Source organism: Serratia sp. CY55921, from assembly GCF_052167655.1.
Lineage (GTDB): Bacteria > Pseudomonadota > Gammaproteobacteria > Enterobacterales > Enterobacteriaceae > Serratia > Serratia ureilytica.
In genome coordinates, this window is record NZ_JBJNMU010000001.1 from 214,175 (window position 1) to 240,819 (window position 26,645).

The window sequence follows — 26,645 nt, forward strand, 5'->3', positions numbered from 1 at the left end:
GAAAATTATAGGTAACGATTTATGAGGATGGCAGGATAGTGGAAGCCCTAATTTGTGTCAAACCGGCGTTACGCGCATTGTAAATTAAAGTTTACAATCTTGCGAGCGGCATGGCGCATGATGAACGACGCGATGGCGGAAATAATCCGACGGCGGCTAGTGAAAAGTTATTTACGGGCTTCTATAGTGGAATGACCAAAAAATGTGGGAGAGATCAATGTTAAGGGTGGAGATGCTCAGCACCGGCGATGAGGTGCTGCACGGGCAAATTATTGATACCAACGCCGCCTGGCTGGCGGACTACCTGTTCCAGCAGGGCGTGCCGATGAGCGGGCGGGAAACGGTAGGGGACAGCCTCTCTGCTTTGATCGAGATCCTGCAGGAACGCAGCCATATCGCCGATGTGCTGATTGTCAACGGCGGCCTGGGGCCGACCAGCGACGATTTGAGCGCGCTGGCCGCCGCGAAAGCCTGCGGCGTAGAGCTGATTGAACGGGCTGACTGGCTGGCGCGTATGGAAGCCTATTTCGCCGAGCGCGGGCGGCCGATGGCCCCTTCCAACCGCAAGCAGGCGCAGATCCCGGCCAATGCGGAAATGCTGGATAACCCGGTGGGCACCGCCTGCGGTTTCGCGTTGCAGCTGAACCAATGCCTGATGTTCTTCACCCCCGGCGTGCCTTCGGAATTCAAAGTGATGGTCGAACAGCAGATCGTGCCGCGTCTGCGCCAGCGCTTCACTTTGCCGGCGCCGCCGCTGTGCCTGCGTCTGACGACGTTCGGTACCTCCGAGAGCGATCTGGCCGCCGAACTGGACAGCCTGCCGCTGCCGCCGGACGTGGTGCTGGGTTACCGCTCGTCCAGCCCGATCATTGAGCTGAAGCTGACCGGGCCGGAAAGCCGGCGCGCGGAGATGGAGCTGGCCTGGCGACGCGTGCGCGAGGTAGCGGGGGACAACTGCATCTTCGAAGGCACCGTCGGGTTGCCGGCGACGCTGACGCAGCGCCTGAATCAGCAAGGGCTGAAGCTGGCGTTGAGCGAGCAATTCAGCGGCGGCTTGATCAACCTGCAGCTGCAGAGCGAAGGCGCGCCGCTGGCGGGGGGAGAGCTGCTGCCGGCCCACTGCATCGAAACGCTGGAAACGACGCTGGCGCGCGCCCGCTCGCTGGCGGAATTGACCGGCGCGCCGTTGGCGTTGGCGGTCAGCGCCATGCGCGATGAGCAGGTGAGCATTGCGCTGCACACGCCGCGCGGCGGGATTGGCCAGACCGTGCGTTATCGCGCGTCGCGCCACGGGCTGCGGCTGCGGCAGGAGTCGGTGGCGATGCTGGCGCTGGATATGCTGCGCCGTTGGCTGAATGGGGGCCAGGCGTGCGGTAAAAACGCCTGGCTGGAGGTGGTGGAAATTATCGAGTGACGCTCATGGCGCTGAGTTGTCTGCCTCACTGTTTTGTTGTAGCCGTTCGGACGCCAGGCGTGAAAGATGTATTGCCGCCGCGCCTCGCGTTTGCAGCTCTGTACCGTAGTTCCTGAGCGCCTGCGCGGCGCTGTCTGAGTGCGCCAGATGCGCCGCCAGGCTGGCGGCGTCTACCAGCGCGGTGTTGGCGCCGAGCCCACCTGCCGGGCTCATGGCGTGCACGGCGTCGCCGAGAAAGGCGATGCGTTCGCTGTGCCATTCCGGCATCGCCGCCGTAACCTGCACCGTCCGCACGCTGAGCGATAGGGGATCCGCCAGCGCTAACGCCGTTTGCAAGGCGGGCGCCCATCCTTGCGAGATATGCCGTACGCGCGCCTGCAACGCGGTGTTCTCCTCCAGTCCCGGGGCTCCGCCGAGACGTTCAGCCGAACCGATACAGGCCCAATAGAGATAGTCGTCGACCGGCGAGAGGCGGCAATCGGGCGCGTAGTCGGCCGCCAGTTGCGCCATGGGGGCCTGAAAGCGCATCGGTTCAACCACCAGCGACACGCCGTCGGCGAAGATCACCGATACGCCGTTCAGCAGCTCAGGGGCCAATTGGGCCCGGGTCGCCGCATCGAGCGGCGTTTTGCCGTAGAGGGTGACCGCACCGCTGTCTTCTGGCCCCGCCTCGGGCAGGCAGCGCCGCCGCACCAGCGAGTTGACACCGTCGGCGGCGATCAGCACATCGACCCGCACGTGTTCGCCGTTGGCGAACTGAAGTTCCACACCCTGCGGCGTTTGTGCAAATTCACGCAAGGTATGGCCGAAACGCACCCGGTCTTGCAGGCCGGCAAGCAGGATCTCGCGCAGCGTTTGGCGATGAATGCCGAGATCGCCGCCCGGTTCTTGCGTTTGGCGCTGGCTGGAGGGCAACCAGTGCTCGGGGCGCCGGCCGGTGAGCGGGGCAAGCTGCGGATCCCATAGATTGCTCTCGCCGCTGTTTTGCGCGCTGCCGGCGCAGAGCAAGCGGTAGTGCGCCGGCGGCAGGCAGGCGGCCAGCGCCTGCTGCCCCGACGGATCGATGCGCAGCCGGTAGCCCTGATCGCGTGCTTGCGGTGTGGTGTCGCGTTCAAACACCGTGGCGTGGATGCCAAAGCGGCGCAGTCCCTGAGCCAGACACAGGCCGCCGGGCCCGGCGCCGATAATGCCAATGCTGAGTGTTGTCATCATGTTCCCTCGTGAGTCAGTGGCCGCAGACGGTCGCGGCCGGAAGCATTTCATTATGTCGGTGCAGGAAAAGGTTGATATAACGGTATCTGGACTAAAAATAGTGATTAGTGGCCAATGTGAATGCGAACCTTCACGCCCTCGACGCTGACTGCAGCGAATGGTCGGCGGGCCCCTGGCTGATCGCCCTTGGCGGCCGCGACGCGGCAGGCCGGGAGTATCGGTTGGGCACGCGCGAATACGACTGGCATCAGCATGTGCGCGGGCAGTTGCTGTGCGTTGAAAGCGGTTTGCTGCATGTAAGCACGGCGCAGGGCGATTGGGTGCTGCCGCCTCAGCGGGCGGGTTGGATCCCGCCGGCGACGGAGCACCGGGTGCAGGTTTGCGGCGCGCTGAGCGGCTGGAGTTTACTGCTGGCGCCGGAGGCCTGCCACGATCTGTCGAATACACCTTGCGTTATCGGCATCAGCGCAGTGCTACAGGCGCTGGCTCAGCGTGCGGAAGGTTGGGACAAACGCAGCGCGCTTACCCTGGAGCAGGAGCGTATGGCGCAGGTGATGCGTGACGAGATACGGCTGGCGCCGACGGAGCCGCTGTACTTACCGATGTCGTCCCATCCGCGCCTGGCCGGCGTTCTGCAGGCCTTGCTGGCGCAACCGGGGAGCGAACGTTCACTGGAGGCGTGGGCTGAATGGGGGGCGATGTCGCCGCGTACCCTGCGGCGGCTGATGATCGGCGAGACGGGGTTGAGTTTTGCCCAGTGGCGTCAGCAGGCTCGGTTGTCATATGCGTTGGCGAAGCTGGCCGAAGGCGAAACGGTGCTGCAGATTGCGGAGGCGCTGGGGTATGCCTCGCCGAGCAATTTTATCGCCATGTTTCGTAAAGCCTTCGGCGATTCCCCGGCGCGTTATTTTTCCACATCGGCGGGAAAGGGGCGCTAAGGGAAATACTTTGAGGATAGTTATATATCCCTGATTAATCATAATCTTATAGGGGATATTCGCGGTGAGGGAATGCTGTTACTCTCTTGACGGGTGCTTGAGACTGTTCGTCTTGGGCATTGTGTGACAAGGCGGATAGATGAAAGCCCCAGACTGACTCTCAATCAGAATGGGGCTGCACATACCGCCTAGACACCGGTATGGTAGCCCCTTCACAGCAAGGAGGCAAGCATGCGCTTAAGGCATGTGTTTCACTCGCTAACCGTTGTATGTATTACGGTTTTGTTATTTATCTGGATGATAAGAGACTCGCTGTGCGAGCTGAAAATCTACCAGGAAAATATCACTATCCTGATCAGGTTGGCGTGTGAGGTGAAGCGGTAATCCTAGGGCGGGGGCAACCCCGCCTTCTGGTCTCCAGGCGCGGTTTCCGGCACCCGACTTTACATTTCCAGCTCGATATCCGTCAGCGGCATGCAGCAGCAGGGCAGGATTTCACCGGCGTTGATAAACGCCAGCGGCTGTTGGCGGTAGGCCACTTCGCCTTTCACCAGCTTCAGACGGCAGGCGCCGCAATAGCCGGAGCGGCATTGGTACTCTACCTGCACATCGTGCAGTTCCAGCACGTCGAGCAGGCAGTTTTCACTGTTAGGGCAAGAGAGCTGCGTGCCGGCGGCGCGCAGCGTTACGGTTGGCGTCGCCATCGCTTACAGTTCGAAGTCGCTCAGGTCGTCGGCGTTGATCTCCGAGTCGATCTGGCCAACCAGGTAAGAGCTCACTTCCACTTCCTGCGGCGCTACCTGCACGTTGTCGGACACCAACCAGGCATTGATCCACGGGATCGGGTTGGAGCGGGTTTCGAACGGCAGACCGAGGCCGACCGCCTGCATGCGGATATTGGTGATGTACTCCACATACTGGCACAGGATGTCTTTGTTCAGGCCAATCATCGAGCCGTCGCGGAACAGGTATTCCGCCCACTCTTTCTCCTGCTGTGCGGCCAGCACGAACAGATCGTAGCACTGCTGCTGACATTCCTCGGCGATCTCCGCCATTTCAGGATCGTCGGCGCCGGAACGCATCAGGTTCAGCATGTGCTGGGTGCCGGTCAGGTGCAGCGCTTCGTCGCGGGCGATCAGTTTGATGATTTTGGCGTTGCCTTCCATCAATTCGCGCTCGGCGAAAGCGAAGGAGCAGGCAAAGCTGACGTAGAAGCGGATCGCTTCCAGCGCGTTCACGCTCATCAGGCACAGGTACAGCTGCTTCTTCAGCGCACGCAGATTGACGGTGACGGTTTTACCGTTCACCTGGTGGGTGCCTTCACCCAGCAGGTGATAGTAGCTGGTCATCTCGATCAGATCGTCGTAGTAGCCGGAAATGTCTTTCGCGCGCTTCTTGATCTCTTCGTTGGTGACGATGTCGTCGAACACCAGCGCCGGATCGTTGACGATGTTGCGGATGATGTGGGTGTAGGAACGGGAGTGGATAGTCTCGGAGAACGACCAGGTTTCCACCCAGGTTTCCAGCTCAGGGATCGAGATCAGCGGCAGCAGGGCGACGTTCGGGCTGCGGCCCTGGATGGAGTCCAGCAGGGTCTGATACTTCAGGTTGCTGATGAAGATGTGCTTCTCATGCTCCGGCAGCGCCTGGTAATCGATGCGATCGCGGGAAACGTCAACCTCTTCCGGGCGCCAGAAGAAGGAGAGCTGTTTTTCGATCAGTTTTTCGAAGATTTCATGCTTTTGCTGGTCGAAACGCGCAACGTTTACCGACTGGCCGAAGAACATCGGCTCTTGCAGCTGGTCGTTTTTGGTCTGAGAAAAAGTGGTGTAAGCCATAAGCCTGAATCCATCGTAACGTGGCTAAATGAAGGGGCCGGAAAATTCCGGCCCGCTAGGTCAAACTTTAGATCTTGCAGGCGCCGCTTTCGCAGTCGTCATCGCCGGCCTTGGCAGGCTGCAAATCTTCCTGGGCGTCTTCCGCACCGTCGCGGGTGTTTTGGTAGTACAGCGTTTTCACGCCGAACTTGTAGGTGGTGAGCAGGTCTTTCAACAGCTGCTTCATCGGCACCTTGCCGCCCGGGAAGCGGGTCGGATCGTAGTTGGTGTTGGCCGAAATCGACTGGTCGATGAATTTCTGCATCAGCCCCACCAGCTGCAGATAGCCGTCGTTGCTCGGCATTTCCCACAGCAGCTCGTAGTTGTCTTTCAGACGCTCATACTCCGGCACCACCTGGCGCAGGATGCCGTCTTTCGACGCCTTGATGCTGATGTGGCCGCGCGGCGGCTCGATGCCGTTGGTGGCGTTGGAAATCTGCGAAGAGGTTTCCGACGGCATCAGCGCAGACAGGGTCGAGTTGCGCAGACCGGTTTCCTGGATCTCTTTACGCAGGGTTTCCCAGTCGTAGTGCAGCGGCTCGCTGCAGATCGCATCCAGGTCTTTCTTGTAGGTGTCGATCGGCAGGATGCCCTGCGAATAGGTGGTTTCGTTGAACCACGGGCAAGCGCCTTGTTCCTGCGCCAGACGGTTGGAGGCTTTCAGCAGGTAGTACTGAATGGCTTCGAACGTTTTGTGGGTCAGGTTGTTGGCGCTGCCGTCGGAGTAGCGCACGCCATTCTTCGCCAGATAATAGGCGAAGTTGATGACGCCGATACCCAGGGTGCGGCGACCCATTGCGCCACGGTGCGCGGCCTTGATCGGATAATCCTGATAATCCAGCAGGGCGTCCAGCGAACGTACCGCCAGGGTCGCCAGCTCTTCCAGATCGTCCAGGCTGTCGATCGCGCCCAGGTTGAAGGCGGACAGGGTGCACAGCGCGATCTCGCCGTTTTCGTCGTTGACGTCTTCCAGCGGCTTGGTCGGCAGTGCGATTTCCAGACACAGGTTGGACTGGCGCACCGGCGCGATCTGCGGATCGAACGGGCTGTGGGTGTTGCAGTGGTCGACGTTCTGGATATAGATACGGCCGGTAGAGGCGCGTTCTTGCATCATCAGCGAGAACAGCTCAACCGCTTTCACGCGCTTCTGGCGAATGCTGTCGTCTTTCTCGTACTGGGTGTACAGGCGCTCGAATTCGTCCTGATCGGCGAAGAACGCGTCATACAGCCCCGGCACGTCGGACGGGCTGAACAGGGTGATGTCTTCGCCTTTGATCAAGCGCTGGTACATCAGACGGTTCAACTGCACGCCGTAGTCCATGTGGCGCACGCGGTTGCCTTCAACGCCGCGGTTGTTTTTCAGCACCAGCAGGCTTTCCACTTCCAGGTGCCACATCGGGTAGAACAGCGTTGCCGCGCCACCGCGCACGCCGCCCTGCGAGCAGGATTTGACGGCGGTCTGGAAGTGTTTGTAGAACGGGATGCAGCCGGTATGGAAGGCTTCACCGCCACGGATCGGGCTGCCCAGCGCGCGGATGCGGCCGGCGTTGATGCCGATGCCGGCGCGTTGCGAAACGTATTTCACAATGGCGCTGGAGGTAGCGTTGATGGAGTCCAGACTGTCGCCGCACTCGATCAGCACGCAGGAGCTGAACTGGCGGGTTGGGGTGCGCACGCCGGACATGATCGGCGTAGGCAGCGAAATCTTGAAGGTGGAAATCGCGTCGTAGAAACGTTTGACGTAGTCCAGACGAGTTTCACGCGGGTAGTTGGAGAACAGGCAAGCGGACACCAGCATGTACAGGAACTGGGCGCTTTCGTAGATCTCGCCGCTGACGCGGTTCTGCACCAGATACTTGCCTTCCAGCTGCTTGACGGCGGCATAAGAGAAGTTCATGTCGCGCCAGTGATCGATAAAGGAGTCCATCTGCTCGAACTCTTCAGCGCTGTAGTCTTCCAGCAGATGTTTATCGTATTTGCCCATCTCGACCATGCGGGTCACGTGAGCGTGCAGCTTCGGCGGTTCGAACTGGCCGTAAGCCTTTTTACGCAGGTGGAAGATCGCCAGGCGAGCGGCCAGGTACTGATAGTCCGGCGCATCGCGGGAGATCAGATCGGCAGCGGCTTTGATGATGGTTTCGTGAATGTCGGCGGTTTTGATGCCGTCATAAAACTGAATGTGGGAACGCAACTCTACTTGAGAAACCGAGACGTTGTGCAATCCTTCTGCGGCCCAATCGATGACCCGGTGGATTTTGTCGAGGTTGATGCGCTCTTTACGGCCATCGCGTTTAGTTACAAGCAGACTTTGGTTCATGTGGTGTTTTACCTGTCCGTATGGTGCCCCTAAGCAGAAGTGTAGTCGCTCTGCTCAGTATGTAAACACTATATATAGGGGTTGTATGTCGGTGAGGTAACAAGATAGTGAGAAAAAACGGCGTTTGCAAGTGAACAAAACCGGCCTAATTTGTGGATAACTTGGGGGTGAAATGTAACTTGCCGTTCGCAGTGCGCGCCGTGACTGGCGCGACAAGCTTGTCAATAAGCGAGATCAGATTTTACTGAAAAACTGAAAAAACCGATCGTTTGGCGTTTTATTAAACGTTAGAAAAAAACGGCATATTGATCTGATTTAATATTCTAAAAAACTGTCTACAACCACGATTTTGATCGAAGTCGCGGAAATTAGGTATTTTTCCTAACAGCGCGTTGGCGCCGAACCCCGATAACGCAGGGCCGGCGCGGTTTACAGCGCTCAGCCTTCGTGCTGGGTGTGCACCATGTAGTTCACGTCAACGTTGCGCCCAAGCTTGAAATGATCGGTGATCGGGTTGTAATGCAGGCCGATCATGTGCTTTTCGCGCAGCGGCGTGCCGTCGACCCAGCCGATCAGTTCGGAAGGGCGAATAAACTTCTTATGATCGTGGGTGCCCTGCGGCACCATCTTCAGCACGTACTCCGCGCCGATCACCGCCATCAGCCAGGCTTTGGTGTTGCGGTTGATGGTGGAAAAGAACACGTGGCCGCCCGGTTTCACCAGTTGGGCGCAGGCGCGCACCACCGAGGCCGGATCGGGCACGTGCTCCAGCATTTCCATGCAGGTGACCACGTCGTAGCGCTGCGGGTTGGCCTGAGCGTGGCTTTCCACCGTCTCCTGCACGTAAGTCACGTTCACGCCGCTTTCCAGCGCGTGCAGCCGGGCGACCTGCAGCGGCTCCCCGCCCATGTCCAGGCCGGTCACTTCGGCGCCTTCGCGCGCCATGCTTTCCGCCAGAATGCCGCCGCCGCAGCCCACGTCGAGCACCTGCTTGTCAAAAATGCCGCCGGCGCGCTGCATGATGTAGTTCAGGCGCAGCGGGTTGATGCGGTGCAGCGGTTTGAACTCGCCTTCCAGATCCCACCAGCGGGAGGCGACGGCCTCGAACTTGGCGATTTCCTGGTGGTCAACGTTTTGCACTCGGCTGGATGATTCTGCGTTCATGGGCTTGTCTGGCTCCTTGTTCTCGTTGCGCGGATTATACATGTTCCGGCGCGGCATCGTCTGCGTCGATGCGTTTTTAGCGCACTAATCTGTACAATTTCCGTGAAACAGCGGCGGTTATTTTCCCGTAAAGCGTGCTTTGTGATATAGTTTTACACCTTTGCCACTATGGCAGCGGGCAGATGAATCATTAGTAGAGGGATAGCAGCTCCATGAGCGACCTTGCCAGAGAAATCACACCGGTAAACATCGAAGACGAGTTGAAAAACTCGTATCTGGACTACGCGATGTCCGTTATTGTCGGACGTGCGCTGCCAGATGTTCGTGATGGACTGAAGCCGGTTCACCGCCGCGTTCTTTACGCGATGAGTGTATTGGGTAACGACTGGAATAAACCATACAAGAAATCGGCCCGTGTCGTCGGGGACGTGATCGGTAAATATCACCCGCACGGTGACAGCGCGGTTTACGACACTATCGTGCGTATGGCTCAGCCGTTTTCACTGCGCTACATGCTGGTGGACGGTCAGGGTAACTTCGGTTCCGTCGACGGCGACTCCGCCGCGGCGATGCGTTATACCGAAGTGCGCATGTCCAAGATTGCTCACGAACTGTTGGCGGATCTGGAAAAAGAAACCGTCGACTTCGTGCCTAACTATGATGGCACCGAGCAGATCCCGGCCGTTATGCCGACCAAGATCCCGAACCTGCTGGTCAACGGCTCGTCGGGCATCGCCGTGGGCATGGCCACCAATATTCCGCCGCACAACCTGGCTGAAGTCGTCAACGGCTGCCTGGCCTATATCGATGATGAAAACATCAGCATCGAAGGGCTGATGGAACACATCCCGGGGCCGGACTTCCCGACGGCGGCGATCATCAACGGCCGTCGCGGCATTGAAGAGGCCTACCGCACCGGGCGCGGCAAAGTCTACCTGCGCGCGCGCGCGGAAGTGGAAGCCGACGCCAAAACCGGCCGCGAAACCATCATCGTTCACGAGATCCCGTATCAGGTGAACAAGGCGCGTCTGATCGAAAAGATCGCCGAGCTGGTGAAAGAAAAACGCGTAGAAGGCATCAGCGCGCTGCGTGACGAGTCCGATAAAGACGGCATGCGCATCGTGATCGAAGTCAAACGCGACGCGGTCGGCGAAGTGGTGCTGAACAACCTGTATGCGCTGACGCAGCTGCAGGTTACCTTCGGCATCAACATGGTCGCGCTGCATCAGGGGCAGCCTAAGCTGCTGAACCTGAAAGATATCCTCGAAGCCTTCGTGCGCCACCGCCGCGAAGTGGTCACCCGCCGCACCATCTTCGAACTGCGCAAGGCCCGTGACCGCGCCCATATCCTGGAAGCGCTGGCTATCGCGTTGGCTAACATCGATCCGATCATCGAGCTGATTCGCCGTGCGCCGACGCCGGCGGAAGCGAAAGTCGCGCTGGTGGCTCAGCCGTGGGATCTGGGCAACGTCAGCGCCATGCTGGAACGCGCCGGTGACGACGCCGCTCGCCCTGAGTGGCTGGAGCCGGAGTTCGGCATCCGCGACGGCAAGTACTACCTGACCGAGCAGCAGGCTCAGGCGATTCTGGATCTGCGTCTGCAGAAACTGACCGGCCTGGAGCACGAAAAGCTGCTGGACGAATATAAAGAGCTGCTCAACTTCATCGCCGAACTGATCTTTATTCTGGAAAGCCCAGAGCGCCTGATGGAAGTGATCCGCGAAGAGCTGGTGGCGGTCAAAGAGCTGTACAACGACGGCCGCCGCACCGAGATCACCGCCAATACTTCCGACATCAACATCGAAGACCTGATCAACCAGGAAGACGTGGTGGTGACCCTGTCTCACCAGGGCTATGTGAAGTATCAGCCGCTGTCCGACTATGAAGCGCAGCGCCGCGGCGGCAAAGGCAAGTCCGCCGCGCGTATTAAAGAAGAAGACTTTATCGATCGCCTGCTGGTGGCCAACACCCACGATACGATCCTGTGCTTCTCCAGCCGTGGCCGCCTGTACTGGATGAAGGTGTATCAACTGCCTGAAGCCAGCCGTGGCGCGCGCGGCCGCCCAATCGTCAACCTGTTGCCGCTGGAAGCCGATGAGCGTATCACCGCCATTCTGCCGGTGCGCGAGTATGAAGAAGGGCGTCACGTGTTCATGGCCACCGCCAGCGGTACCGTGAAGAAAACCGCGCTGACCGAGTTCAGCCGTCCGCGCAGCGCCGGCATTATCGCCGTCAACCTCAACGAGGGCGACGAGCTGATCGGCGTCGATCTGACCGATGGCACCAACGAAGTGATGCTGTTCTCCGCCAACGGTAAAGTGGTGCGCTTCCCGGAAACGCAGGTGCGTTCGATGGGCCGTACCGCGACCGGCGTGCGCGGCATCAACCTCGGCGAAGGCGACAGCGTGATTTCGCTGATCGTGCCGCGCGGCGAGGGCGACATTCTGACCGTCACGCAAAACGGCTTCGGTAAACGTACTGCAGTCACCGAGTACCCGACCAAGTCACGCGCCACCCAGGGGGTTATCTCCATCAAGGTGAGCGAGCGTAATGGCCAGGTGGTCGGCGCCGTGCAGGTGGAAACCAGCGACCAGATCATGATGATCACCGATGCCGGCACGCTGGTGCGTACCCGCGTTTCGGAAGTCAGCGTGGTCGGTCGTAACACCCAGGGCGTGACGCTGATCCGTACGGCGGAAGACGAAAACGTCGTCGGTCTGCAGCGCGTGGCCGAGCCGGTGGAAGACGAAGAGCTGGACAGCCTGGAACCGGGCGCGGAAGCGGTGGAAGAAGACACTACGCCGCTGGACGATGGCGACGACGCGGCTGAGCCGATGGACGACGACAACGTTTAAGCAAGGTGAGGGCGTCGGCATGCCGACACCGTAATGCACTGAGACAAAAGGGCCTGGCAGCGATGCTAGGCCCTTTTTCAGTTATATGGTTTAATTGGCGCACCGAGCCGCCGGCCGCTGCGCCGGCGACAACGCGCGCCGCCACTGACTTTCGTATGGTATCCGATTGAAATATTTAGCCTCTTTTCGAACTACGCTGAAGATATCCCGCTATCTGTTCCGGGTGCTGGCGATTTTGCTGTGGTCGTTGGGAGCGCTGCTCACCACCTTTTATATTCTGAATATCCTGCATCAGAAAGAATCGGACATCCGCCAGGAGTACAACCTCAATTTCGATCAGGCGCAGGGCTATATTCGCCATTCCGCCGACATCATACGCGACATCAAGTACATGGCGGAAAACCGCCTCAACGGTTCGGTCAGCGGCCTGGACATGTTCAGCGGCGTGATCCCCGGCAAGGGCAGCCCACCGCAATTCTATCCGCTGTATCCAGAGTCTAATTGCGCCCTGAGCGCCACTTACCGCAGTTCACTCGATTCGCTGAGCGGCCTGATCCAGTATTGGAAAGAGAACTTCGTGGCGGCCTACGATCTTAACCGGGTGTTCTTTATCGGCGGCGACAGCCTGTGTCTGGCGGAATTCGGCGGCGGCAACGCGGTCGCCAACCGGGAAAACATGCTGAAGCTGCTGCACGAGCGCATTCTGAAATACCGCAACGCCAAGAATCTGGACAAAGACAACAACCTGTATTGGATTAGCCCCAGCGCGCAGCGGCCTGACATCGGTTATCTGTATGTGCTGACGCCTCTCTATATCGGCAACAAGCTGGAGGCGCTGCTGGGCATCGAGCAAACCGTCCGGCTGGAAGATTTCGTCACCGCCGGCAACCTGCCGATCGGCGTCACGCTGCTGGATGAAAACAACGATCCGATACTGCGCCTGGCGGATGGCGATCGCTATGCCGCTGCGCTCAACAGCTACCCCGAAGAGCATGCTTACTTCGGTTATGTCGACAACTACCGCGATCTGATCCTGAAAAAAGCGCTGCCGCCTTCATCGCTGAGCATCGTTTATGCGCTGCCGGTGAAAAGCGTGGTGGAACGCTTCAAAATGCTGATCCTCAATGCGCTGTTGCTGAACCTGTTGTCGGCTATCGTGCTGTTCACGCTGGCGTGGCTGTTTGAGCGCAAGATGTTCCTGCCGGCGGAGGACAATGCCTTCCGGCTGGAAGAACACGAACAGTTCAACCGCAAGATCGTCGCCTCGGCGCCGGTGGGCATCTGTATCCTGCGCATCAGCGATGGCACCAATATTCTGAGTAACGAACTGGCGCACAACTACATCAACCTGTTGACCCACGAAGATCGCGATCGCATTACGCGCATCATCTGCGAACAGCAGGCGAACTTCGTCGATGTGATGACCAGCAACAACAATAACCTGCAGATCAGCTTTGTCCATTCGCGTTACCGCAACGAAGAGGTGGCGATCTGCGTGCTGGTGGACGTCAGCGCGCGCGTGAAAATGGAAGAGTCGCTGCAGGAGATGGCGGCGGCGGCGGAGCAGGCCAGCCAGTCTAAATCGATGTTCCTGGCCACCGTCAGCCATGAGCTGCGCACGCCGCTGTACGGCATTATCGGCAACCTCGATCTGCTGCAGACCAAGGCGTTACCGCCAGGGGTCGATCGGCTGGTGAATGCGATGAACAACTCTTCCGGGCTGCTGCTTAAAATCATCAGCGATATTCTCGACTTCTCCAAAATCGAGTCCGAGCAGCTGAAGATTGAACCGCGTGAGTTCTCCTGCCTGGAGGTGATCACCCATATCGCCGGCAACTATTTGCCGTTGGTGGTGAAGAAACGTTTGGGGCTGTACTGCTTTATCGAGCAAAACGTGCCGGAGCGTATCTTCGGCGATCCGGTGCGGCTGCAGCAGGTGCTGTCCAACCTGGTGAACAACGCCATCAAGTTCACCGATACCGGCTGCATCGTGCTGCAGGTCTGCACCCGCGGCAGCTACCTGGAATTCAGCGTGCGCGATACCGGCGTCGGTATTCCGGAGAAGGAGATCTCACGCCTGTTCGATCCGTTCTTCCAGGTGGGCACCGGCGTGCAGCGCCACTTCCAGGGCACCGGTTTGGGGCTGGCGATCTGCGAGAAATTGGTCAACCTGATGGACGGCGACGTCTCCGTCGAGTCCGAACCGGGGCTGGGCAGCTTGTTCAGCATTCGCATTCCATTGTTTAACGCCCAGTTCCCGATCCCGCAGGCCAGCGATACCTGGCAGGGCCGGCGGCTGTGGCTGGATATCCGCAATCAGCGGCTGGAAAGCTACCTGATGGCGATTCTGGGCGGCTACGGCGCCGATATCCAGCGCTATGACGGGCAGGAGACCGCCGCCGACGAAGTGATGCTCAGCGACTATCCGCTGATGCTGAACACGCCGCTGTTGGCTCAGATCCAGTTCTCGACCGAACATATCGGCCCGTCGCTGGAAACCCGGCCAGGCTATTGGATGCACAGCACCTCTACGCCGCGTGAAACGCTGACCTTGATCAACCGATTGTTCGGCGTCGGCAACGGCGCGGCAGAGGCGCTGGTGCAGCTGCCGGTGCCCGCCAAGGCCAGCGCGGCGGACAACGGCGATATTCATCTGCTGGTGGTCGACGATCATCCGATCAACCGTCGTCTGCTTTCCGATCAGCTGGGGTCGCTGGGGTATCAGGTGGTGACCGCCAACGACGGCGTAGACGCGCTCGCCGTACTGAAACAGCACCACGTCGATATTGTGTTGACCGACGTCAATATGCCGAACATGGACGGCTATCGCCTGACGCAGGCGCTGCGGGAGATGCAGTTCAGCGCGCCGGTGATCGGCGTGACGGCGAACGCGTTGGCGGAGGAGAAGCAGCGCTGTCTCGAGGCGGGCATGGATAATTGCTTGTCGAAACCGGTTACGCTGGAGACGCTGGAGCAGACATTGGCTTATTACAGCCAGCAGGTACGCTACAACCGCAGCGAGGCCTGAAAAGCAAACAGGCACGGCGGATGCCGTGCCTGTTTGGCGTTAACCTGCCGTGAGGCGGGCTTTAGTCTTTGTCCAACGGCGTCATGCTGACGGACGAGAGGTAGTTGAGCAGGGCGATATCGTTTTCTACGCCCAGCTTCATCATCGCCGATTTCTTCTGGCTGCTGATGGTTTTGATGCTGCGGTTGAGTTTCTTGGCGATTTCGGTCACCAGGAAACCTTCGGCGAACAGACGCAGCACTTCGCTCTCTTTCGGCGACAGGCGTTTGTCGCCATAGCCGCTGGCGCTGATTTTCTCCAGCAGTTTGGAGACGCTTTCCGGCGTGAACTTCTTGCCTTTCTGCAGGGCGGCCAGCGCCTTCGGCAGATCGGTCGGCGCGCCTTGTTTCAGCACGATGCCTTCGATATCCAGATCCAATACCGCGCTCAGGATCGCCGGGTTGTTGTTCATGGTCAGCACGATGATCGACAACTGCGGATAATGACGCTTGATGTACTTAATCAGCGTGATGCCGTCGCCATACTTGTCACCCGGCATCGACAGATCGGTGATCAGCACGTTGGCATCCAGCTTGGACAGATTGTTGATCAGTGCGGTTGAGTCTTCGAACTCCCCAACGACATTCACCCATTCAATTTGCTCAAGTGACTTCCGGATGCCAAACAGTACGATAGGATGGTCATCAGCAATAATTACGTTCAGGTTATTCATGTTGTTGGCTACCTTGCTTCAGCAGTCTGCTGACGAAAAAATCAATCTGACTGATGTTATTCTCGATCTCGGGCGCATCACCTTCTGCGATGCGCTGTTCTAACGATTCGCACAGCTGCTTGCCGGGAAGCAGATTTAACATGGCAAACACGCCTTTCAGGCGGTGTGCGGTTTGTGACAGCGCATTGAAATCACTGCTGCCCGCCTCAGTATACAGTTTTTTGACATCATCGGGTACTGTATCGACAAACAGCCCATAGTAATCACTTGATTTCAATTGTTTTTCATAGAGTTGGATATCTTCTGAGCTCAATGAAAGCGGACTTTCTTCCTGCTCCAGCGCGGCCATTTGCTGTTCGATCAGCATCAGCACGGCGTCGATTAATGCGCCGTTCAGGTTATAGTTCACCCGAATGTAGCGTTTATCCAGCGCTTGCCAACCCGGTTCATCGGTCGCCAGCAACAGCGTGTAATCATCGGCTCGCTGCGGGTTATCGGTCAGCAGCACGTCATAATCGCGGTTGACCGCGCGATCTTCGGCGACGAGGCAGTCGGCGCCGTAAGCCTGCAACAGGCGGGTCACGATGCCGCGCACTTCATCTGACGTGATGTCCAGCAGGGCGGTGACGCCGTCGAGCAGCTTTTCCTGTTCCTGCGGCTCTTTTCTCTCCATCTCCATGGCGACGCGAATGGTATAGCGAGTGCCGATATCCACTTTGCTGCGAATGTCCAACTGGCCGTTAAGCTTTTTGCACAGCTGATTGCACAGGAAGAAAGTGAGGCCGGAACCGTGGTTGAAGCGGTCCACCAGCGTCTGGCTGAGGAACGGGTAATTGAGATTGCTGATCTCTTCGTTGGAGATGCCGGAGCCGGTGTCGTTGATTTGGAAAATCAGGCGATCCGGGTGTTCGGGCTCATGGTCGATGACCAGAGAAATCTTACCGCAGGCGGTGGTGATAATGGCGTAATGCACCAGCAGTGAGATCACTTTGCGCAGCGCGTTGGCGTCGCCGATGTAGTTCTGTTCGACGTCCAACTGGAAATGCTTGAACAGCGCCAGCCCCTTTTGATTGAGAGCGGGCAGGGCTTCCAGCAGCAACTCGTCGATCATCGCCGCCGGGTTGAACGGCTCGCGCGTCGGTTGCCAGTCCTGGGTTTCCAGCCGCGTCAGCAGAGTGATGTTATCGATCAATCCCAGCACCGATGACGACGCCGCCGTCAGTTGGCCCAGCAGCGCCTGCTGTTGTTCCTCATCCGGCTGGTTGCGCAGGCTGTCGACCAGATCGTGCATCTGGCGCACCGGCTGATTCAGTTCGATGCCCAGGTTGTGCAACATCAGTTTGCGCGCCTGCACGTTCTTGTCGTATTCACGCCGTGCCTGCTGCAGCCGCTTGTTCACCATGACCTCTTTATCTTGATCGTGCATCAGGAACAGGTAGGTATCCGGCGATAGCTGGCTGCGGAAAATGCGGATTTCATACACCTCGTTGTTGACCGTTGCCTGAATGACGCCGTGATGCTGTTCGGCCATATGGGCGATTTTTTGCAGGCTGAGGTGCGGCAGCAGGTGCTCGGCGATTTTGTTGCTGGCGATCACCGCATTGTTGGCGAAGCTGTAAACCAGCAGGCCGGAGGGCAGGCTGGAGACGATTTCCTGATTCAGCGCGCGCTCGGCCTCCAGCTCAACCGCCATGTTTTCGCTCGGGCGGATGTACTGGCGGCGGATAAAGTAGATGCTCAGCATCGAGAGCGCCAACAGCAGCAGATTGACCGCGATCAGCCAGATGTTGTTGCGCAGCAGATCGATGGCCAGATTAATGGCCGAAACGCGATACACCACCTTCAACGGCGCATTGGGCAGGGCGGCGCTGAACTCCACCCAGCCGCCGCTCATCGCCGCCTGGGCGCCGAGGGCGGTTTCCGCCGGGATGGCGCTGTCGTCGAGCTCGACATCGTCCGGCTGCAGCAGGAAATTGGCGCGGGCCAGGTTGGCCGGAATGATGTCGTTGATCGGCAAGTCGAAGGCGATCACCGTCGCCAGATGTCCCGGCTGATTAAAGGTGGTGCGAATCGAGAATGAATAGGCGTTCTGGAAGCGTTGTTTGCGCAGATCGGAAAAGCTCTCGCGTTCGTCGAGCATATTGGCCTGTTGCAGCATCTCGGCGCGGCGTTCGTCCGCCGAAGTGGTCAGGTAGCTTTCCCTAAAGCGCGAAGCCAGCTCTTTGAGCGGCTGAGTGGTGATCAGACTGAGGCTGTTGTCCTGACCATTGAGGTAATACATGGCGTAGCTCTCGGTCTTGGCGCCCCAACGGTTGTCCAGGTAGTCCGAGATGTTGGCGATCATCGCCAGCGTGTTCTCGTCATGGCTGCCGAAGATCACCGCGTCGGTTTTCTTGTGCGGCTTCTCGACATAGTAGACGTCGGGGCGCAGGCGGGTTTCCTGCAAACCGGGATCGACATTCTGCGCCGGCGCGTTGCCGAATTTGTCATAGACCTGATAGGTCATGTAGCGATAGGTATCGATGCGCTTTTGCAGCGAACCGGCGATGCTGTTCAGCGTGTACTTCTTTTCCGCCAGCCAGGCGTTGGTGTAGTTGTAGCCATACAGGCCGATGCCGATCGTCAGCAGCACGATAAACAGCAGGAAGCAGCGAGTGATATTGCTGGAGCTAATGGTCAGTTGTTTATTTTGCATAGTGGCTGCGCATTCCTGAATCAGCGAGTGACGGCCCTGGCGCTGGCGGTCACCGCCAACAGCAGAGCGGCTACGCAGGCGAAGGCCACCGTCAGGCTGGAAAACTGAGCGATAAAGCCGATCAGCGCCGGGCCGGCCAGAATACCGGCATAGCCGACGGTGGTAACGGACGCGATCGCCAAATTGGCCGGCATATCGCGTTGGTTGCCCGCGGCGCTGAACAGAATCGGCACGACGTTGGAAGCGCCCAGGCCAACCAGCATAAAGCCGACCAGCGAAACGGTGGCGTGATTGAAGGCGATAGCCAGGCTGAGACCGACAGCGGCGCACAGGCTGCCCAGCAGCAGCACCCGGTAGCGGCCCAGCGAGTTCACCACCCGATCGCCATTGAGGCGGCCGAGCGTCATGGTGATGGAAAACAGCGCATAGCCCAGCCCGGCCTGGCTGTGTTCGACGCCGCGCAGCGTGGTGAGGAACAGCGCGCTCCAGTCGAGCATCGAGCCTTCCGCCAGGAACATGATAAAGCACAGAATGCCGATAAACATCACCCAACCGCGCGGCAAGACGAACATCGGTCCGTCGTCGTCGGCGCCGCTGTCACGCAGCAGATGGCGGCTGGCGAACGCCAGCAGCACGATCACCGCCAGCACGGTGATCAGGGTGGATTGCAGCGGCGTCAGCCCCAGCCACAGCAGCGCGCTGACGCCGCCTGCGCCGGCGATGCCGCCGATGCTGAAGAAGCCGTGAAAGCCGGACATCATCGCCTTGCCGCTGTTGCGCTCGACGATCACTGCCTGCACGTTCATCGCCACGTCTATCATGCCGATCGCCGCGCCGAACAACAGCAGCGCCACGGCCATGCCGCCGAGGGAGTCCATCAGCGCCAGCAACGGCAAATCGATGCACAGCCCCAGCCCCGCCATCAGGATCACCGCGCGGCAGCCCAGTTTGCCGGTCAGGAAGCCGGTCAGCGGCATCGCCAACATGGAGCCGGCGCCGATACATAACAACAGCAGGCCGAGCGAGCCGTCATCGAGGCCGATGCGCGTTTTGGCGAAGGGCACCAGCGGCGCCCAGGCGGCCATACCGAGGCCGGCGACGAAAAAGGCCAGGCGGGTGGCGATCTGTTGAGGAACGCCGGGCGTTTGCTGTTCATTGCACAAGGTGGCTGTCATGTAAGCGTCAGGATCTTGGGTCAAAAGAGTGGCGAAAGTTACTGACAGTTTTTATCACAATCCGCGATCCGGGTCGAAAAGATTCGCGCCTGATTCCTCTCTGGCGCCGCCTCGGCGCACCAGCCACAGGGCGATCGCCTGGACAATATAGTCTTTTTGCTGCTCGTCCAGCGCGATGCCCTGCGGTATGCCGTGCCATTTTTCCAGGCAGCTTCGGCAGCAGGTGGCGGTGGCGTGTTGGGCGACGAACACCGGGTGGCCGCGCATCGGCGTCTGCTTGCCATCGTTTTTGGGGTGGGCGGCGGCCAGACGACGATCGATAAAGTCGCGGGCATGGCTGAGGATCAGCGGCAAGCCTTTGTCGTCAAGATAGCTCTGGTCTTTGGGATTCAAACGGAAACGGGCGCGGAAGGGGGAGCCTTGCAGCCGCCGCCATAGCGCCTCTGGGTGAAATGGCATCATGACTTTACTCGCTGAGGGTGAGCTTTTTTTCAGGCTACCAGAAGTGAAACTCTGCGGCCAATTTTGCCTGTGACGCACAATATTCGGCGAGATAAAGCACGAAATGAAAAACAAATTCAATTTGTAGACCAAAATAAGAGAAAAGATTAGCAATTAGTGCGGATGTAAATTGGCGAAACTATATCGCGAGGTTATTTATTTGCGTGCTATTTGTGCGGATTGAAATTGTGAGGACAGTGTGGAGGGAAATAAAAAACCGGCCAGAAGCCGGTTAAAGGTATGCAGAAATTATCTTCGGATAATGAAGGTAATAATGAAAATAATGATGATAGCGAGGTGATTATAGCGGCTGCGTGCAGGCGGCGTTTTGGCACAATGTGCTTATTGTCCAGCACAATTGTATGGTTGGCTTTTTTTTCTTAAAGATTTGTATAACTACATGATTTTTTATCAATTAATCTATTCTTTGTCTTTAAGTGCTTTATTTTGTTTGTCGGTAATGTTTTGTGAAAGTTCGCGCGCATTTACATTTTGAAACCTTTATTAATCACGCTGAAACACTATCGGATACTTGGTATCATTTTCTTTCTGGATTAATATAACCCTTGTTACCAGAATGGTAATGCACAGTCGTGCTAATAATGCTCGAAAAGGGCAGTGGCCGTAGCTCGACATAATTAACGAGGATAATAACGATGAAACTTCGAGTACTCTCTCTGATGGTACCCGCACTGCTGGTTGCAGGCACAGCAGGCGCGGCGGAAATCTACAACAAAGACGGTAATAAACTGGATTTGTACGGTAAAGTCGACGGTCTTCACTATTTCTCCAGCAACAACGGCGTGGACGGTGACCAGTCTTATATGCGTTTTGGCCTGCGCGGCGAAACGCAAATCAGCGATCAGCTGACCGGCTACGGCCAGTGGGAATATCAGGCTAACCTGAACCACGCTGAAAACCAGGACAACAAGAACTTCACCCGTTACGGCTTTGCCGGTCTGAAATTCGGCGACTACGGTTCCTTCGACTACGGCCGTAATACCGGCGTGCTGTACGACGTCGCGGCGTATACCGACTTGCAGCCTGAGTTCGACGGTATGACCTACGGCGCCGACCAGTTCATGTTCCAGCGTTCCAGCGGCCTGGCGACCTACCGTAACAACGACTTCTTCGGTCTGGTTGACGGCCTGAACTTCGCCCTGCAGTACCAGGGTAAAAACGGTAATGGCGAAGAGACCAACAACGGTCGCGACGTCCTTGGCCAGAACGGCGAAGGCTACGGTATGTCCATGAGCTATGATATGGGCTACGGCATCAGCGCGGCGGGCGCCTTCTTCAACTCTCGCCGCACCAGCGAGCAGAACGGCGCTAACGGTCACCAGAACATCATGGGCCGCGGCGACAAGGCCGAAGGTTACTCCGGCGGTCTGAAATATGACGCCAACGACGTCTACCTGGCGGTGATGTTCACCCAGTCCTACAACGCGGCGCGTTTCGGCAGCTCCGACAGCAGCGTTTACGGCTACGCCAACAAGGCGCAGAGCTTCGAAGCCTACGCGCACTACCAGTTCGATTTCGGTCTGCGTCCGTTCGTCGGCTATAACCAGACCAAAGGTAAAGACCTGGGCCGCGCCGGTAACGGCAAGGACTACGGCGATCAAGACCTGGTCAAATTCGTCGACCTGGGTGCGACCTACTTCTTCAACAAAAACATGTCTACCTATGTTGATTACAAAATCAACCTGGTGGACAACAACGACTTCACCGACGCTGCCGGGATCAACACCGACAACGTGGTTGCCGTGGGCCTGGTTTACCAGTTCTAAGCACCTCAGTGTGAACGTCATCGCGCGGCCTTCGGGCCGCGTTTTTTTTGCCTGTAAACCGGTAAAAAGCACGGATTGATCCGCTATCGGCACGGGAAGCACCGTGGTTTTCCTCCTCTAAGCCTACGCTGTCAGTACAAAAAAGAGGGGGATGATATGGAACTCAAGATCGATAAGGTGATCGAAACGGTGCTGTACGTCAGCGATATTGAGCGAGCGGACGCCTTCTACCGAGAAGTGCTGAAGCTGCCGGCGATGGTCGCCAACGAGCGGTTCCGCGCCTATAACGTTGGCGATCGGAGCGTATTGTTGCTGTTTGTCGAGGGCGATTCGCTGCGTGGGGCGCATTATCCGACCGGCTTTATTCCCGCGCACGATGGTGTGGGGCCGGCGCATATCGGGCTGGCGGTGGCAAAAGACCAACTGCCGCGCTGGGAACGGCATCTGACGGCCAACGACGTGGAGATTGAAGGGCGCATGCGTTGGGATCACGGTGGCGAGAGCATCTACTTTCGCGATCCCGACGCCCACCTGTTGGAACTGGTGACGCCGGGCATCTGGGCCAATTACTGATCGAACCCGCCTTGTGCCAACAACGCCAGCGCAGCATTCAGCACCTGCAACGCCGGCTGCGGCTGGCGCTCAATCTGCACCCTGATGATGGCGCCGTCGATCAGCATCGCCAATATCGCGGCGTGCTGTTCCCGCTGCGGGTCTGCGGGCAGGTGGCGCGCCAGTTCATCCGTCATCTGTTGCTTATGCCGGCCGGCGAGGTGCAGGCTTTCCGGCAGCAGATCGGCGATCTCCACGGCCGTATTGATAAACGCGCAGCCGCGAAAACGCGGATCGTCGAACCATTCCGCCAGGCAGGGCGCCAGCGCCGGCAGTAACCCGCCGCTCTGCGCCACATGTCGATCCAACGCTGTACTGAACCAGGTTAGCCACTGCTGGTGGCGATAGGCCAAAAACGCCGTAATCAAATCGTTCTTGCTGGGAAAGTGGCGATAAAACGTCACCTTAGTGACGCCTGATTCCTTGATGATGCGATCGATGCCGGTGGCGCGGATCCCTTCCTGATAGAACAGATCGTGGGCCGTCAGCAGGATGCGCTGACGGGCGGGCAAGGTATTGCGATCGGTGGTCATCATTTTTCTCCCTGGCTATTTTCGAGTGATTGTAGACAACTCTGTCTACATGCGCTAGCGTAATGATGTAGACAGAGTTGTCTACTTGCCTATACGCAGGAGATGATCATGAGCATTAAACCCCCATTGCCGCCTTTTACCCGTGAATCCGCCATCGAAAAAGTACGGTTGGCGGAAGATGCCTGGAACAGCCGCGATCCTGAGCGGGTGTCGCAGGTCTATTCCCTCGATACCCATTGGCGTAATCGCGCGGAGTTTGTCGACGGCCGCGCGGCGGTGGTCGCATTTTTGCAACGCAAGTGGGCGAAAGAGCTGGAGTATCGGCTGATTAAGGAATTGTGGGCGTTTGACGGCGCGCGCATTGCGGTGCGTTTCGCCTATGAGTGGCGCGACGATTCCGGCAACTGGTATCGCAGCTTCGGCAACGAAAACTGGGAGTTCAATCAGGAAGGGTTGATGATCAACCGCCATGCCTGCATCAACGACATGCCGATTCGCGAACAGGATCGGCGTTTTCATTGGCCGCTCGGTCGGCGCCCGGACGATGTCCCGGCGCTGAGCGATTTCGGCTTTTGAATCCGATGTCGCGCCCGCGCCGGCCGATCGCGAGAAAAAGCGCACCGATCGACAAAGGGGAGTTTGTAGAAAAGCCTTTCCACTTCTAGACTTAGGGGACAACAAACGTACTCCAAGAGGACAAGCTATGACGAAGAAGTTGGTTTTGGCCGTCGGCACTGCGGCGGTATTTTCCATTCTTGCCGGCTGCACCGCCTATGACCGTGCAACCAGTTATGTCAATGAGCCGGTGGTCAGCGATGTCAAAGTAGGGATGACCAAGCAGCAGGTGCGGGCGATTGCCGGTCCGCCGTCGACGTCCGCCACGCTGATCCATGCGCAGGGCACTTGCGACACCTATGCGGTCGCGCCGCGTGATGGCAAAGTGCAAACGTATTTTGTCAGCTACAACGACACGGGCCATGTCATGAACAAGGGCTATCAAACCTGTTCAGACTACGATTCGCAGCCGAAGTAATCGCGTTTCAGCCGAACATAAAAGCCTCGCTTTTGCGGGGCTTTTCATTTTTTAAGCGTTTAAGGCCTGAAGTTTAGGCAACTGCGCCGCCGATGCGATTTTTTTGCATCAAAACGATAGACATTTCATAACGGTATCGCTAATATCAGCGCCCATTGGAAGGATGGCCGAGTGGTTTAAGGCAACGGTCTTGAAAACCGTCGAGTGTAACAGCTCCCAGAGTTCGAATCTCTGTCCTTCCGCCAAATTCAGCCGGCTTAGCTCAGTAGGTAGAGCAACTGACTTGTAATCAGTAGGTCACCAGTTCGATTCCGGTAGCCGGCACCATGACAGAGGCCCCAGCAGCGATGCTGGGGCTTTTTGTTATCAATGCTACATCACCTCCTGTGGCGGTGATGATCGTTCCTGTGGAATACCCATGCTGATTACTGCCTCGGTTTGTTACCAGCAAATCAAGGATTGAGCAGCATCGGCAGATATGAACCCACTCCTCGAGTGTTTTATCGCTGTCAGTATCGTTTCGTATGGACACCGAAGTACAGATGCAGCCATCAGGCCGTTCGCTAAGTATCCTTATCTCAGAAAGCACACTTGTTGAGGTTATCACTGTTGGCAAAGGGAGGCTTTCTGGACATAGTTGGAGCAAACGAAGAGATAACTCGATGGGTATGGTCGGTACCAGGTCAAGGAAGAGTAAAGCGAATGCATCTAGGACTAGAAAGGTAGTGTTTAAGCCACCTGCTTAGCAGATGGCTTTTTTACTATGACTGTTGTTGAAAAGGCGCCACGGGAATGAATTCTCCTGGTGGCGCTGGGTCAACAGCTAAGCATGCCTATAGAGTATCGATAGCAATTACGGTAGCACGGCGGCTTTTGCTCTGTTGCGACTGATAAGCATTTTTCCGTACTTGATACCCGGTTTCTCAATAAAGCGATACAGCAATGTTGCGATACCATAAGTGAGCGGGATAATGATCCCTGATGCAACAATGAACCGCATTACTGAAGAAAGCTCTGCAAACGATGTGTTTGAGAGCAAATAAGCGACGACTGGTAGAACTATCAATAGGTGGAGTAGATAGACTGAGTATGAGACATCGCCCATAAATACGCTGAGGCGGTTTGTCAGGAACCAACGTGGCAAGCGCAACGCGCGTGCCCATTTGCTATCTTCACTCCGAGTCCAAAGTATCGTGACCAGCATTAAGATCAGACCTACCTGAGCAAGCAGATGGTATTTATTAAATTCATTTGGTAAATACACGCTGCCCAATACAGTCAGCAGAGCAAAACCTGCATATTGAATGCTCTTCCTACGGATTGACTCAGCTATCAGCATACCTGCGATAAATAAGTTTAGCTTTATGAGGATCATGGAAGGCATTGGGAACGCCGCAAAGTAGTCCGGTACCAGAAACTTGGCGAGTCCACATAACAAAACAGCGGTGAGACATGTTCGCGCAAAACCCAGCCTCAAGACGGTTAACATGATGAATGGGAAAAGAAAATAGAACTGCATTTCTAATCCAATACTCCAGTCGGGTAGAACTGTATTGAATGAAAAATCAGGTAGGAAGCCAAACATAAAGCTGACATGTGTGAACACGTTTAAAAATGAATGGTCGCTATAACGTGAGCTGTTGGTTTGCGTTTCGCTGTAGAAGTGGCCGATGATGTCCCTGGCCTCACCAAAGTAGTTACCGAATACGATAGCTAAAACCAATAAGACATAGTAGAGCGGCGCGATGCGAAAGAATCGCCGAGTCCAAAATTTTTTAAAAGTCGACGAATCGGTCCAAGGTTCTTGTTCCTTGCGTTCAACATAATTTTTGGCCATCAGGTAGCCAGAAAGCAGGATGAAAAGATCTACACCCACTGCGGGATCAGAAAGAATGGGGGGACGGAAGCGAGTTAAAATGCAGATATGGCCTAAAATAACCCAAAGCGATGCCAGGCCGCGTAACCCTTCGAGTTCCTGTGACCATTGATTGACGGGATAGTTAAGGGATTCTGCTAATCCATTTTTCATGAATCATTCCAGCTTAGGGTTCGTATTTTACTCTAGCATAGAGCGGAGGTATTCAATTTGTTGGCAGAACAAGGGGCTGTTGTAGCCGGTGGGTGAGCCCGGCTTTCAGATTGGGTTTATATATCCATAACCAGCCACTGATCCGCTTCTTCAAACATCTCTTCCAACATCCGGTTCAGCTTTTCGCGATCGCTTTTGCTGGCGTCGGAGTTCAGGCCGTTGGCCTGCATCGGTTTCACGCGCACTTCCGCCTCCGAGAACAGCACATGCACGCGTTTTTCCAGCTCGTTGCGAATAATCTCGGCGGCGTTGGGCAGCCCAGCGACGTTGCGTTTGTCGTACACCAATTCTACAAACATGACTCACCTTTAAATACTGATTTAATGTACAGTATTCTGGCCTGAGGCGCTCGGGTTGGCAAGAGGGAGGCGCAATTTTGCATGAGGCGTTCATTCTTGCTTGCGCAGCGGGCAGCCAAGCCTGCCGCTGAATCCTTTTCTTACGTCTGGCCGATGGCCTGCATTTTCCCCGCTCGCTTCGCGCGTTGAATCTTCAAAGGACGTGATTATCCCCCCGGTGCCTGTGTTTTTCTCCTGTACAACTCAGTACGTAGGGCGGTGGCGCCGGGCTGGGTGCTCCCTGGTGTTGGGGGCCCGACGCCACCTTTCTGGTCGCCGTTCTTGGCATAAAATCGATCAACGCAGGTATGTACCGGAACTCGACGTTACGGACCCTGACGCTGCTCCTTCGTGTTCTGAAGGAG

21 protein-coding genes, 2 tRNA genes and 1 pseudogene are annotated in these 26,645 nt (G+C 57.2%); 12 read left to right on the forward strand and 12 right to left on the reverse strand.

All coding sequences use genetic code 11. From position 1 onward, the window contains the following. Positions 1-217: 217 nt before the first annotated feature. Positions 218-1,414, forward strand: a complete 1,197-nt coding sequence (locus tag ACJ8M3_RS01090) for a nicotinamide mononucleotide deamidase-related protein YfaY (RefSeq protein ID WP_033651929.1) — start codon at positions 218-220, stop codon at positions 1,412-1,414. Between the two features lie 3 nt (positions 1,415-1,417). On the opposite strand, the gene ACJ8M3_RS01095 is transcribed toward ACJ8M3_RS01090, so the two are convergent. Beyond that, a complete protein-coding gene (locus ACJ8M3_RS01095) occupies positions 1,418-2,626 on the reverse strand; it encodes an FAD-dependent oxidoreductase (protein ID WP_232094465.1) in 1,209 nt (402 codons plus the stop codon). Between the two features lie 116 nt (positions 2,627-2,742). Between ACJ8M3_RS01095 and ACJ8M3_RS01100 the strand changes: the two genes are divergently transcribed. Then, complete coding sequence (locus ACJ8M3_RS01100) at positions 2,743-3,564, forward strand: AraC family transcriptional regulator (protein WP_033643841.1); 822 nt, start codon at positions 2,743-2,745, stop codon at positions 3,562-3,564. A gap of 231 nt (positions 3,565-3,795) precedes the next feature. Continuing rightward, complete coding sequence (locus ACJ8M3_RS01105; RefSeq protein WP_004935921.1) at positions 3,796-3,948, forward strand: Hok/Gef family protein; 153 nt, start codon at positions 3,796-3,798, stop codon at positions 3,946-3,948. A gap of 59 nt (positions 3,949-4,007) precedes the next feature. Here the strand turns inward: ACJ8M3_RS01105 and yfaE are convergent, their stop codons facing one another. The 4 genes from yfaE to ubiG form a co-directional block, all read right to left on the reverse strand. Then, positions 4,008-4,268, reverse strand: coding sequence for a class I ribonucleotide reductase maintenance protein YfaE (yfaE, locus tag ACJ8M3_RS01110; RefSeq protein WP_015378558.1), 261 nt, complete (start codon positions 4,266-4,268; stop codon positions 4,008-4,010). A gap of 3 nt (positions 4,269-4,271) precedes the next feature. Next, positions 4,272-5,402 (reverse strand): class Ia ribonucleoside-diphosphate reductase subunit beta, encoded by a 1,131-nt coding sequence (nrdB, locus tag ACJ8M3_RS01115; RefSeq protein ID WP_019453694.1) that lies wholly within the window; start codon positions 5,400-5,402, stop codon positions 4,272-4,274. Positions 5,403-5,469: 67 nt separating this feature from the next. Next, positions 5,470-7,758, reverse strand: coding sequence for a class 1a ribonucleoside-diphosphate reductase subunit alpha (gene nrdA / locus ACJ8M3_RS01120; RefSeq protein WP_033632525.1), 2,289 nt, complete (start codon positions 7,756-7,758; stop codon positions 5,470-5,472). 438 nt (positions 7,759-8,196) lie between these two features. Continuing rightward, on the reverse strand, positions 8,197-8,922 hold the full coding sequence (gene ubiG, locus ACJ8M3_RS01125) for a bifunctional 2-polyprenyl-6-hydroxyphenol methylase/3-demethylubiquinol 3-O-methyltransferase UbiG (protein WP_033644327.1): 726 nt from the start codon (positions 8,920-8,922) through the stop codon (positions 8,197-8,199). 212 nt (positions 8,923-9,134) lie between these two features. Between ubiG and gyrA the strand changes: the two genes are divergently transcribed. Together gyrA and rcsC are read left to right on the forward strand one after the other, a co-directional pair. Further along, on the forward strand, positions 9,135-11,777 hold the full coding sequence (gene gyrA / locus ACJ8M3_RS01130; RefSeq protein ID WP_033643840.1) for a DNA topoisomerase (ATP-hydrolyzing) subunit A: 2,643 nt from the start codon (positions 9,135-9,137) through the stop codon (positions 11,775-11,777). Positions 11,778-11,943: 166 nt separating this feature from the next. Next, positions 11,944-14,805 carry a two-component system sensor histidine kinase RcsC gene (gene rcsC, locus ACJ8M3_RS01135; RefSeq protein WP_033643839.1) on the forward strand — a complete coding sequence of 954 codons (2,862 nt, stop codon included), beginning with the start codon at positions 11,944-11,946 and terminating at the stop codon, positions 14,803-14,805. A 61-nt stretch (positions 14,806-14,866) separates the two neighbouring features. On the opposite strand, the gene rcsB is transcribed toward rcsC, so the two are convergent. Genes rcsB through ACJ8M3_RS01155 form a run of 4 tightly spaced genes read right to left on the reverse strand, consistent with a single transcriptional unit; the run spans position 14,867 to position 19,849 of the window. After that, a complete protein-coding gene (gene rcsB / locus ACJ8M3_RS01140; protein WP_004935900.1) occupies positions 14,867-15,517 on the reverse strand; it encodes a response regulator transcription factor RcsB in 651 nt (216 codons plus the stop codon). Further along, positions 15,510-18,212 carry a phosphotransferase RcsD gene (gene rcsD, locus ACJ8M3_RS01145; protein WP_033643838.1) on the reverse strand — a complete coding sequence of 901 codons (2,703 nt, stop codon included), beginning with the start codon at positions 18,210-18,212 and terminating at the stop codon, positions 15,510-15,512. The genes rcsB and rcsD overlap by 8 nt, the downstream gene beginning before the upstream one ends. A 20-nt stretch (positions 18,213-18,232) precedes the next feature. Continuing rightward, positions 18,233-19,387 carry an MFS transporter gene (locus ACJ8M3_RS01150; RefSeq protein ID WP_033651923.1) on the reverse strand — a complete coding sequence of 385 codons (1,155 nt, stop codon included), beginning with the start codon at positions 19,385-19,387 and terminating at the stop codon, positions 18,233-18,235. Between the two features lie 54 nt (positions 19,388-19,441). Next, positions 19,442-19,849, reverse strand: a complete 408-nt coding sequence (locus ACJ8M3_RS01155; protein ID WP_089192050.1) for a DUF4186 domain-containing protein — start codon at positions 19,847-19,849, stop codon at positions 19,442-19,444. 695 nt (positions 19,850-20,544) lie between these two features. On the opposite strand from ACJ8M3_RS01155, the gene ompC reads away from it, so the two are divergent. Next, complete coding sequence (gene ompC, locus ACJ8M3_RS01160; RefSeq protein ID WP_033643836.1) at positions 20,545-21,675, forward strand: porin OmpC; 1,131 nt, start codon at positions 20,545-20,547, stop codon at positions 21,673-21,675. A gap of 156 nt (positions 21,676-21,831) precedes the next feature. After that, a complete protein-coding gene (locus tag ACJ8M3_RS01165) occupies positions 21,832-22,248 on the forward strand; it encodes a VOC family protein (RefSeq protein WP_089197258.1) in 417 nt (138 codons plus the stop codon). Here ACJ8M3_RS01165 and ACJ8M3_RS01170 read toward each other — a convergent pair. After that, a complete protein-coding gene (locus tag ACJ8M3_RS01170; RefSeq protein WP_089197257.1) occupies positions 22,242-22,820 on the reverse strand; it encodes a TetR/AcrR family transcriptional regulator in 579 nt (192 codons plus the stop codon). The genes ACJ8M3_RS01165 and ACJ8M3_RS01170 overlap by 7 nt on opposite strands. Before the next feature lie 108 nt (positions 22,821-22,928). Between ACJ8M3_RS01170 and ACJ8M3_RS01175 the strand changes: the two genes are divergently transcribed. The 5 genes and pseudogenes from ACJ8M3_RS01175 to ACJ8M3_RS01195 all read left to right on the forward strand — a co-directional run. Further along, positions 22,929-23,396, forward strand: a complete 468-nt coding sequence (locus ACJ8M3_RS01175) for a nuclear transport factor 2 family protein (protein WP_033643833.1) — start codon at positions 22,929-22,931, stop codon at positions 23,394-23,396. A gap of 127 nt (positions 23,397-23,523) precedes the next feature. Next, a complete protein-coding gene (gene osmE / locus ACJ8M3_RS01180; protein WP_004935874.1) occupies positions 23,524-23,853 on the forward strand; it encodes an osmotically-inducible lipoprotein OsmE in 330 nt (109 codons plus the stop codon). A gap of 157 nt (positions 23,854-24,010) precedes the next feature. Then, positions 24,011-24,098 (forward strand) — tRNA-Ser (locus tag ACJ8M3_RS01185). A 6-nt stretch (positions 24,099-24,104) separates the two neighbouring features. Further along, positions 24,105-24,180, forward strand: a tRNA-Thr gene (locus ACJ8M3_RS01190). Positions 24,181-24,321: 141 nt separating this feature from the next. Then, positions 24,322-24,516, forward strand: a pseudogene (locus ACJ8M3_RS01195) (hypothetical protein); the annotation flags it as partial. 190 nt (positions 24,517-24,706) lie between these two features. On the opposite strand, the gene ACJ8M3_RS01200 reads toward ACJ8M3_RS01195, so the two are convergent. Continuing rightward, complete coding sequence (locus tag ACJ8M3_RS01200; RefSeq protein WP_089197256.1) at positions 24,707-25,882, reverse strand: acyltransferase family protein; 1,176 nt, start codon at positions 25,880-25,882, stop codon at positions 24,707-24,709. 116 nt (positions 25,883-25,998) lie between these two features. Beyond that, positions 25,999-26,241, reverse strand: a complete 243-nt coding sequence (locus ACJ8M3_RS01205; RefSeq protein WP_089197255.1) for a DinI family protein — start codon at positions 26,239-26,241, stop codon at positions 25,999-26,001. Positions 26,242-26,645 lie beyond the last annotated feature (404 nt).

Bases quoted from the DNA above. Each gene is read 5' to 3' on its own strand.
- ACJ8M3_RS01090 (WP_033651929.1), top strand. From the start codon at position 218: ATGTTAAGGGTGGAGATGCTCAGCACCGGCGATGAGGTGCTGCACGGG.
- ACJ8M3_RS01095 (WP_232094465.1), bottom strand. From the start codon at position 2,626: ATGATGACAACACTCAGCATTGGCATTATCGGCGCCGGGCCCGGCGGC.
- ACJ8M3_RS01105 (WP_004935921.1), top strand. From the start codon at position 3,796: ATGCGCTTAAGGCATGTGTTTCACTCGCTAACCGTTGTATGTATTACG.
- yfaE (WP_015378558.1), bottom strand. From the start codon at position 4,268: ATGGCGACGCCAACCGTAACGCTGCGCGCCGCCGGCACGCAGCTCTCT.
- nrdB (WP_019453694.1), bottom strand. From the start codon at position 5,402: ATGGCTTACACCACTTTTTCTCAGACCAAAAACGACCAGCTGCAAGAG.
- nrdA (WP_033632525.1), bottom strand. From the start codon at position 7,758: ATGAACCAAAGTCTGCTTGTAACTAAACGCGATGGCCGTAAAGAGCGC.
- ubiG (WP_033644327.1), bottom strand. From the start codon at position 8,922: ATGAACGCAGAATCATCCAGCCGAGTGCAAAACGTTGACCACCAGGAA.
- gyrA (WP_033643840.1), top strand. From the start codon at position 9,135: ATGAGCGACCTTGCCAGAGAAATCACACCGGTAAACATCGAAGACGAG.
- rcsB (WP_004935900.1), bottom strand. From the start codon at position 15,517: ATGAATAACCTGAACGTAATTATTGCTGATGACCATCCTATCGTACTG.
- rcsD (WP_033643838.1), bottom strand. From the start codon at position 18,212: ATGCAAAATAAACAACTGACCATTAGCTCCAGCAATATCACTCGCTGC.
- ACJ8M3_RS01150 (WP_033651923.1), bottom strand. From the start codon at position 19,387: ATGACAGCCACCTTGTGCAATGAACAGCAAACGCCCGGCGTTCCTCAA.
- ACJ8M3_RS01155 (WP_089192050.1), bottom strand. From the start codon at position 19,849: ATGATGCCATTTCACCCAGAGGCGCTATGGCGGCGGCTGCAAGGCTCC.
- ompC (WP_033643836.1), top strand. From the start codon at position 20,545: ATGAAACTTCGAGTACTCTCTCTGATGGTACCCGCACTGCTGGTTGCA.
- ACJ8M3_RS01165 (WP_089197258.1), top strand. From the start codon at position 21,832: ATGGAACTCAAGATCGATAAGGTGATCGAAACGGTGCTGTACGTCAGC.
- ACJ8M3_RS01170 (WP_089197257.1), bottom strand. From the start codon at position 22,820: ATGACCACCGATCGCAATACCTTGCCCGCCCGTCAGCGCATCCTGCTG.
- ACJ8M3_RS01175 (WP_033643833.1), top strand. From the start codon at position 22,929: ATGAGCATTAAACCCCCATTGCCGCCTTTTACCCGTGAATCCGCCATC.
- osmE (WP_004935874.1), top strand. From the start codon at position 23,524: ATGACGAAGAAGTTGGTTTTGGCCGTCGGCACTGCGGCGGTATTTTCC.
- ACJ8M3_RS01200 (WP_089197256.1), bottom strand. From the start codon at position 25,882: ATGAAAAATGGATTAGCAGAATCCCTTAACTATCCCGTCAATCAATGG.
- ACJ8M3_RS01205 (WP_089197255.1), bottom strand. From the start codon at position 26,241: ATGTTTGTAGAATTGGTGTACGACAAACGCAACGTCGCTGGGCTGCCC.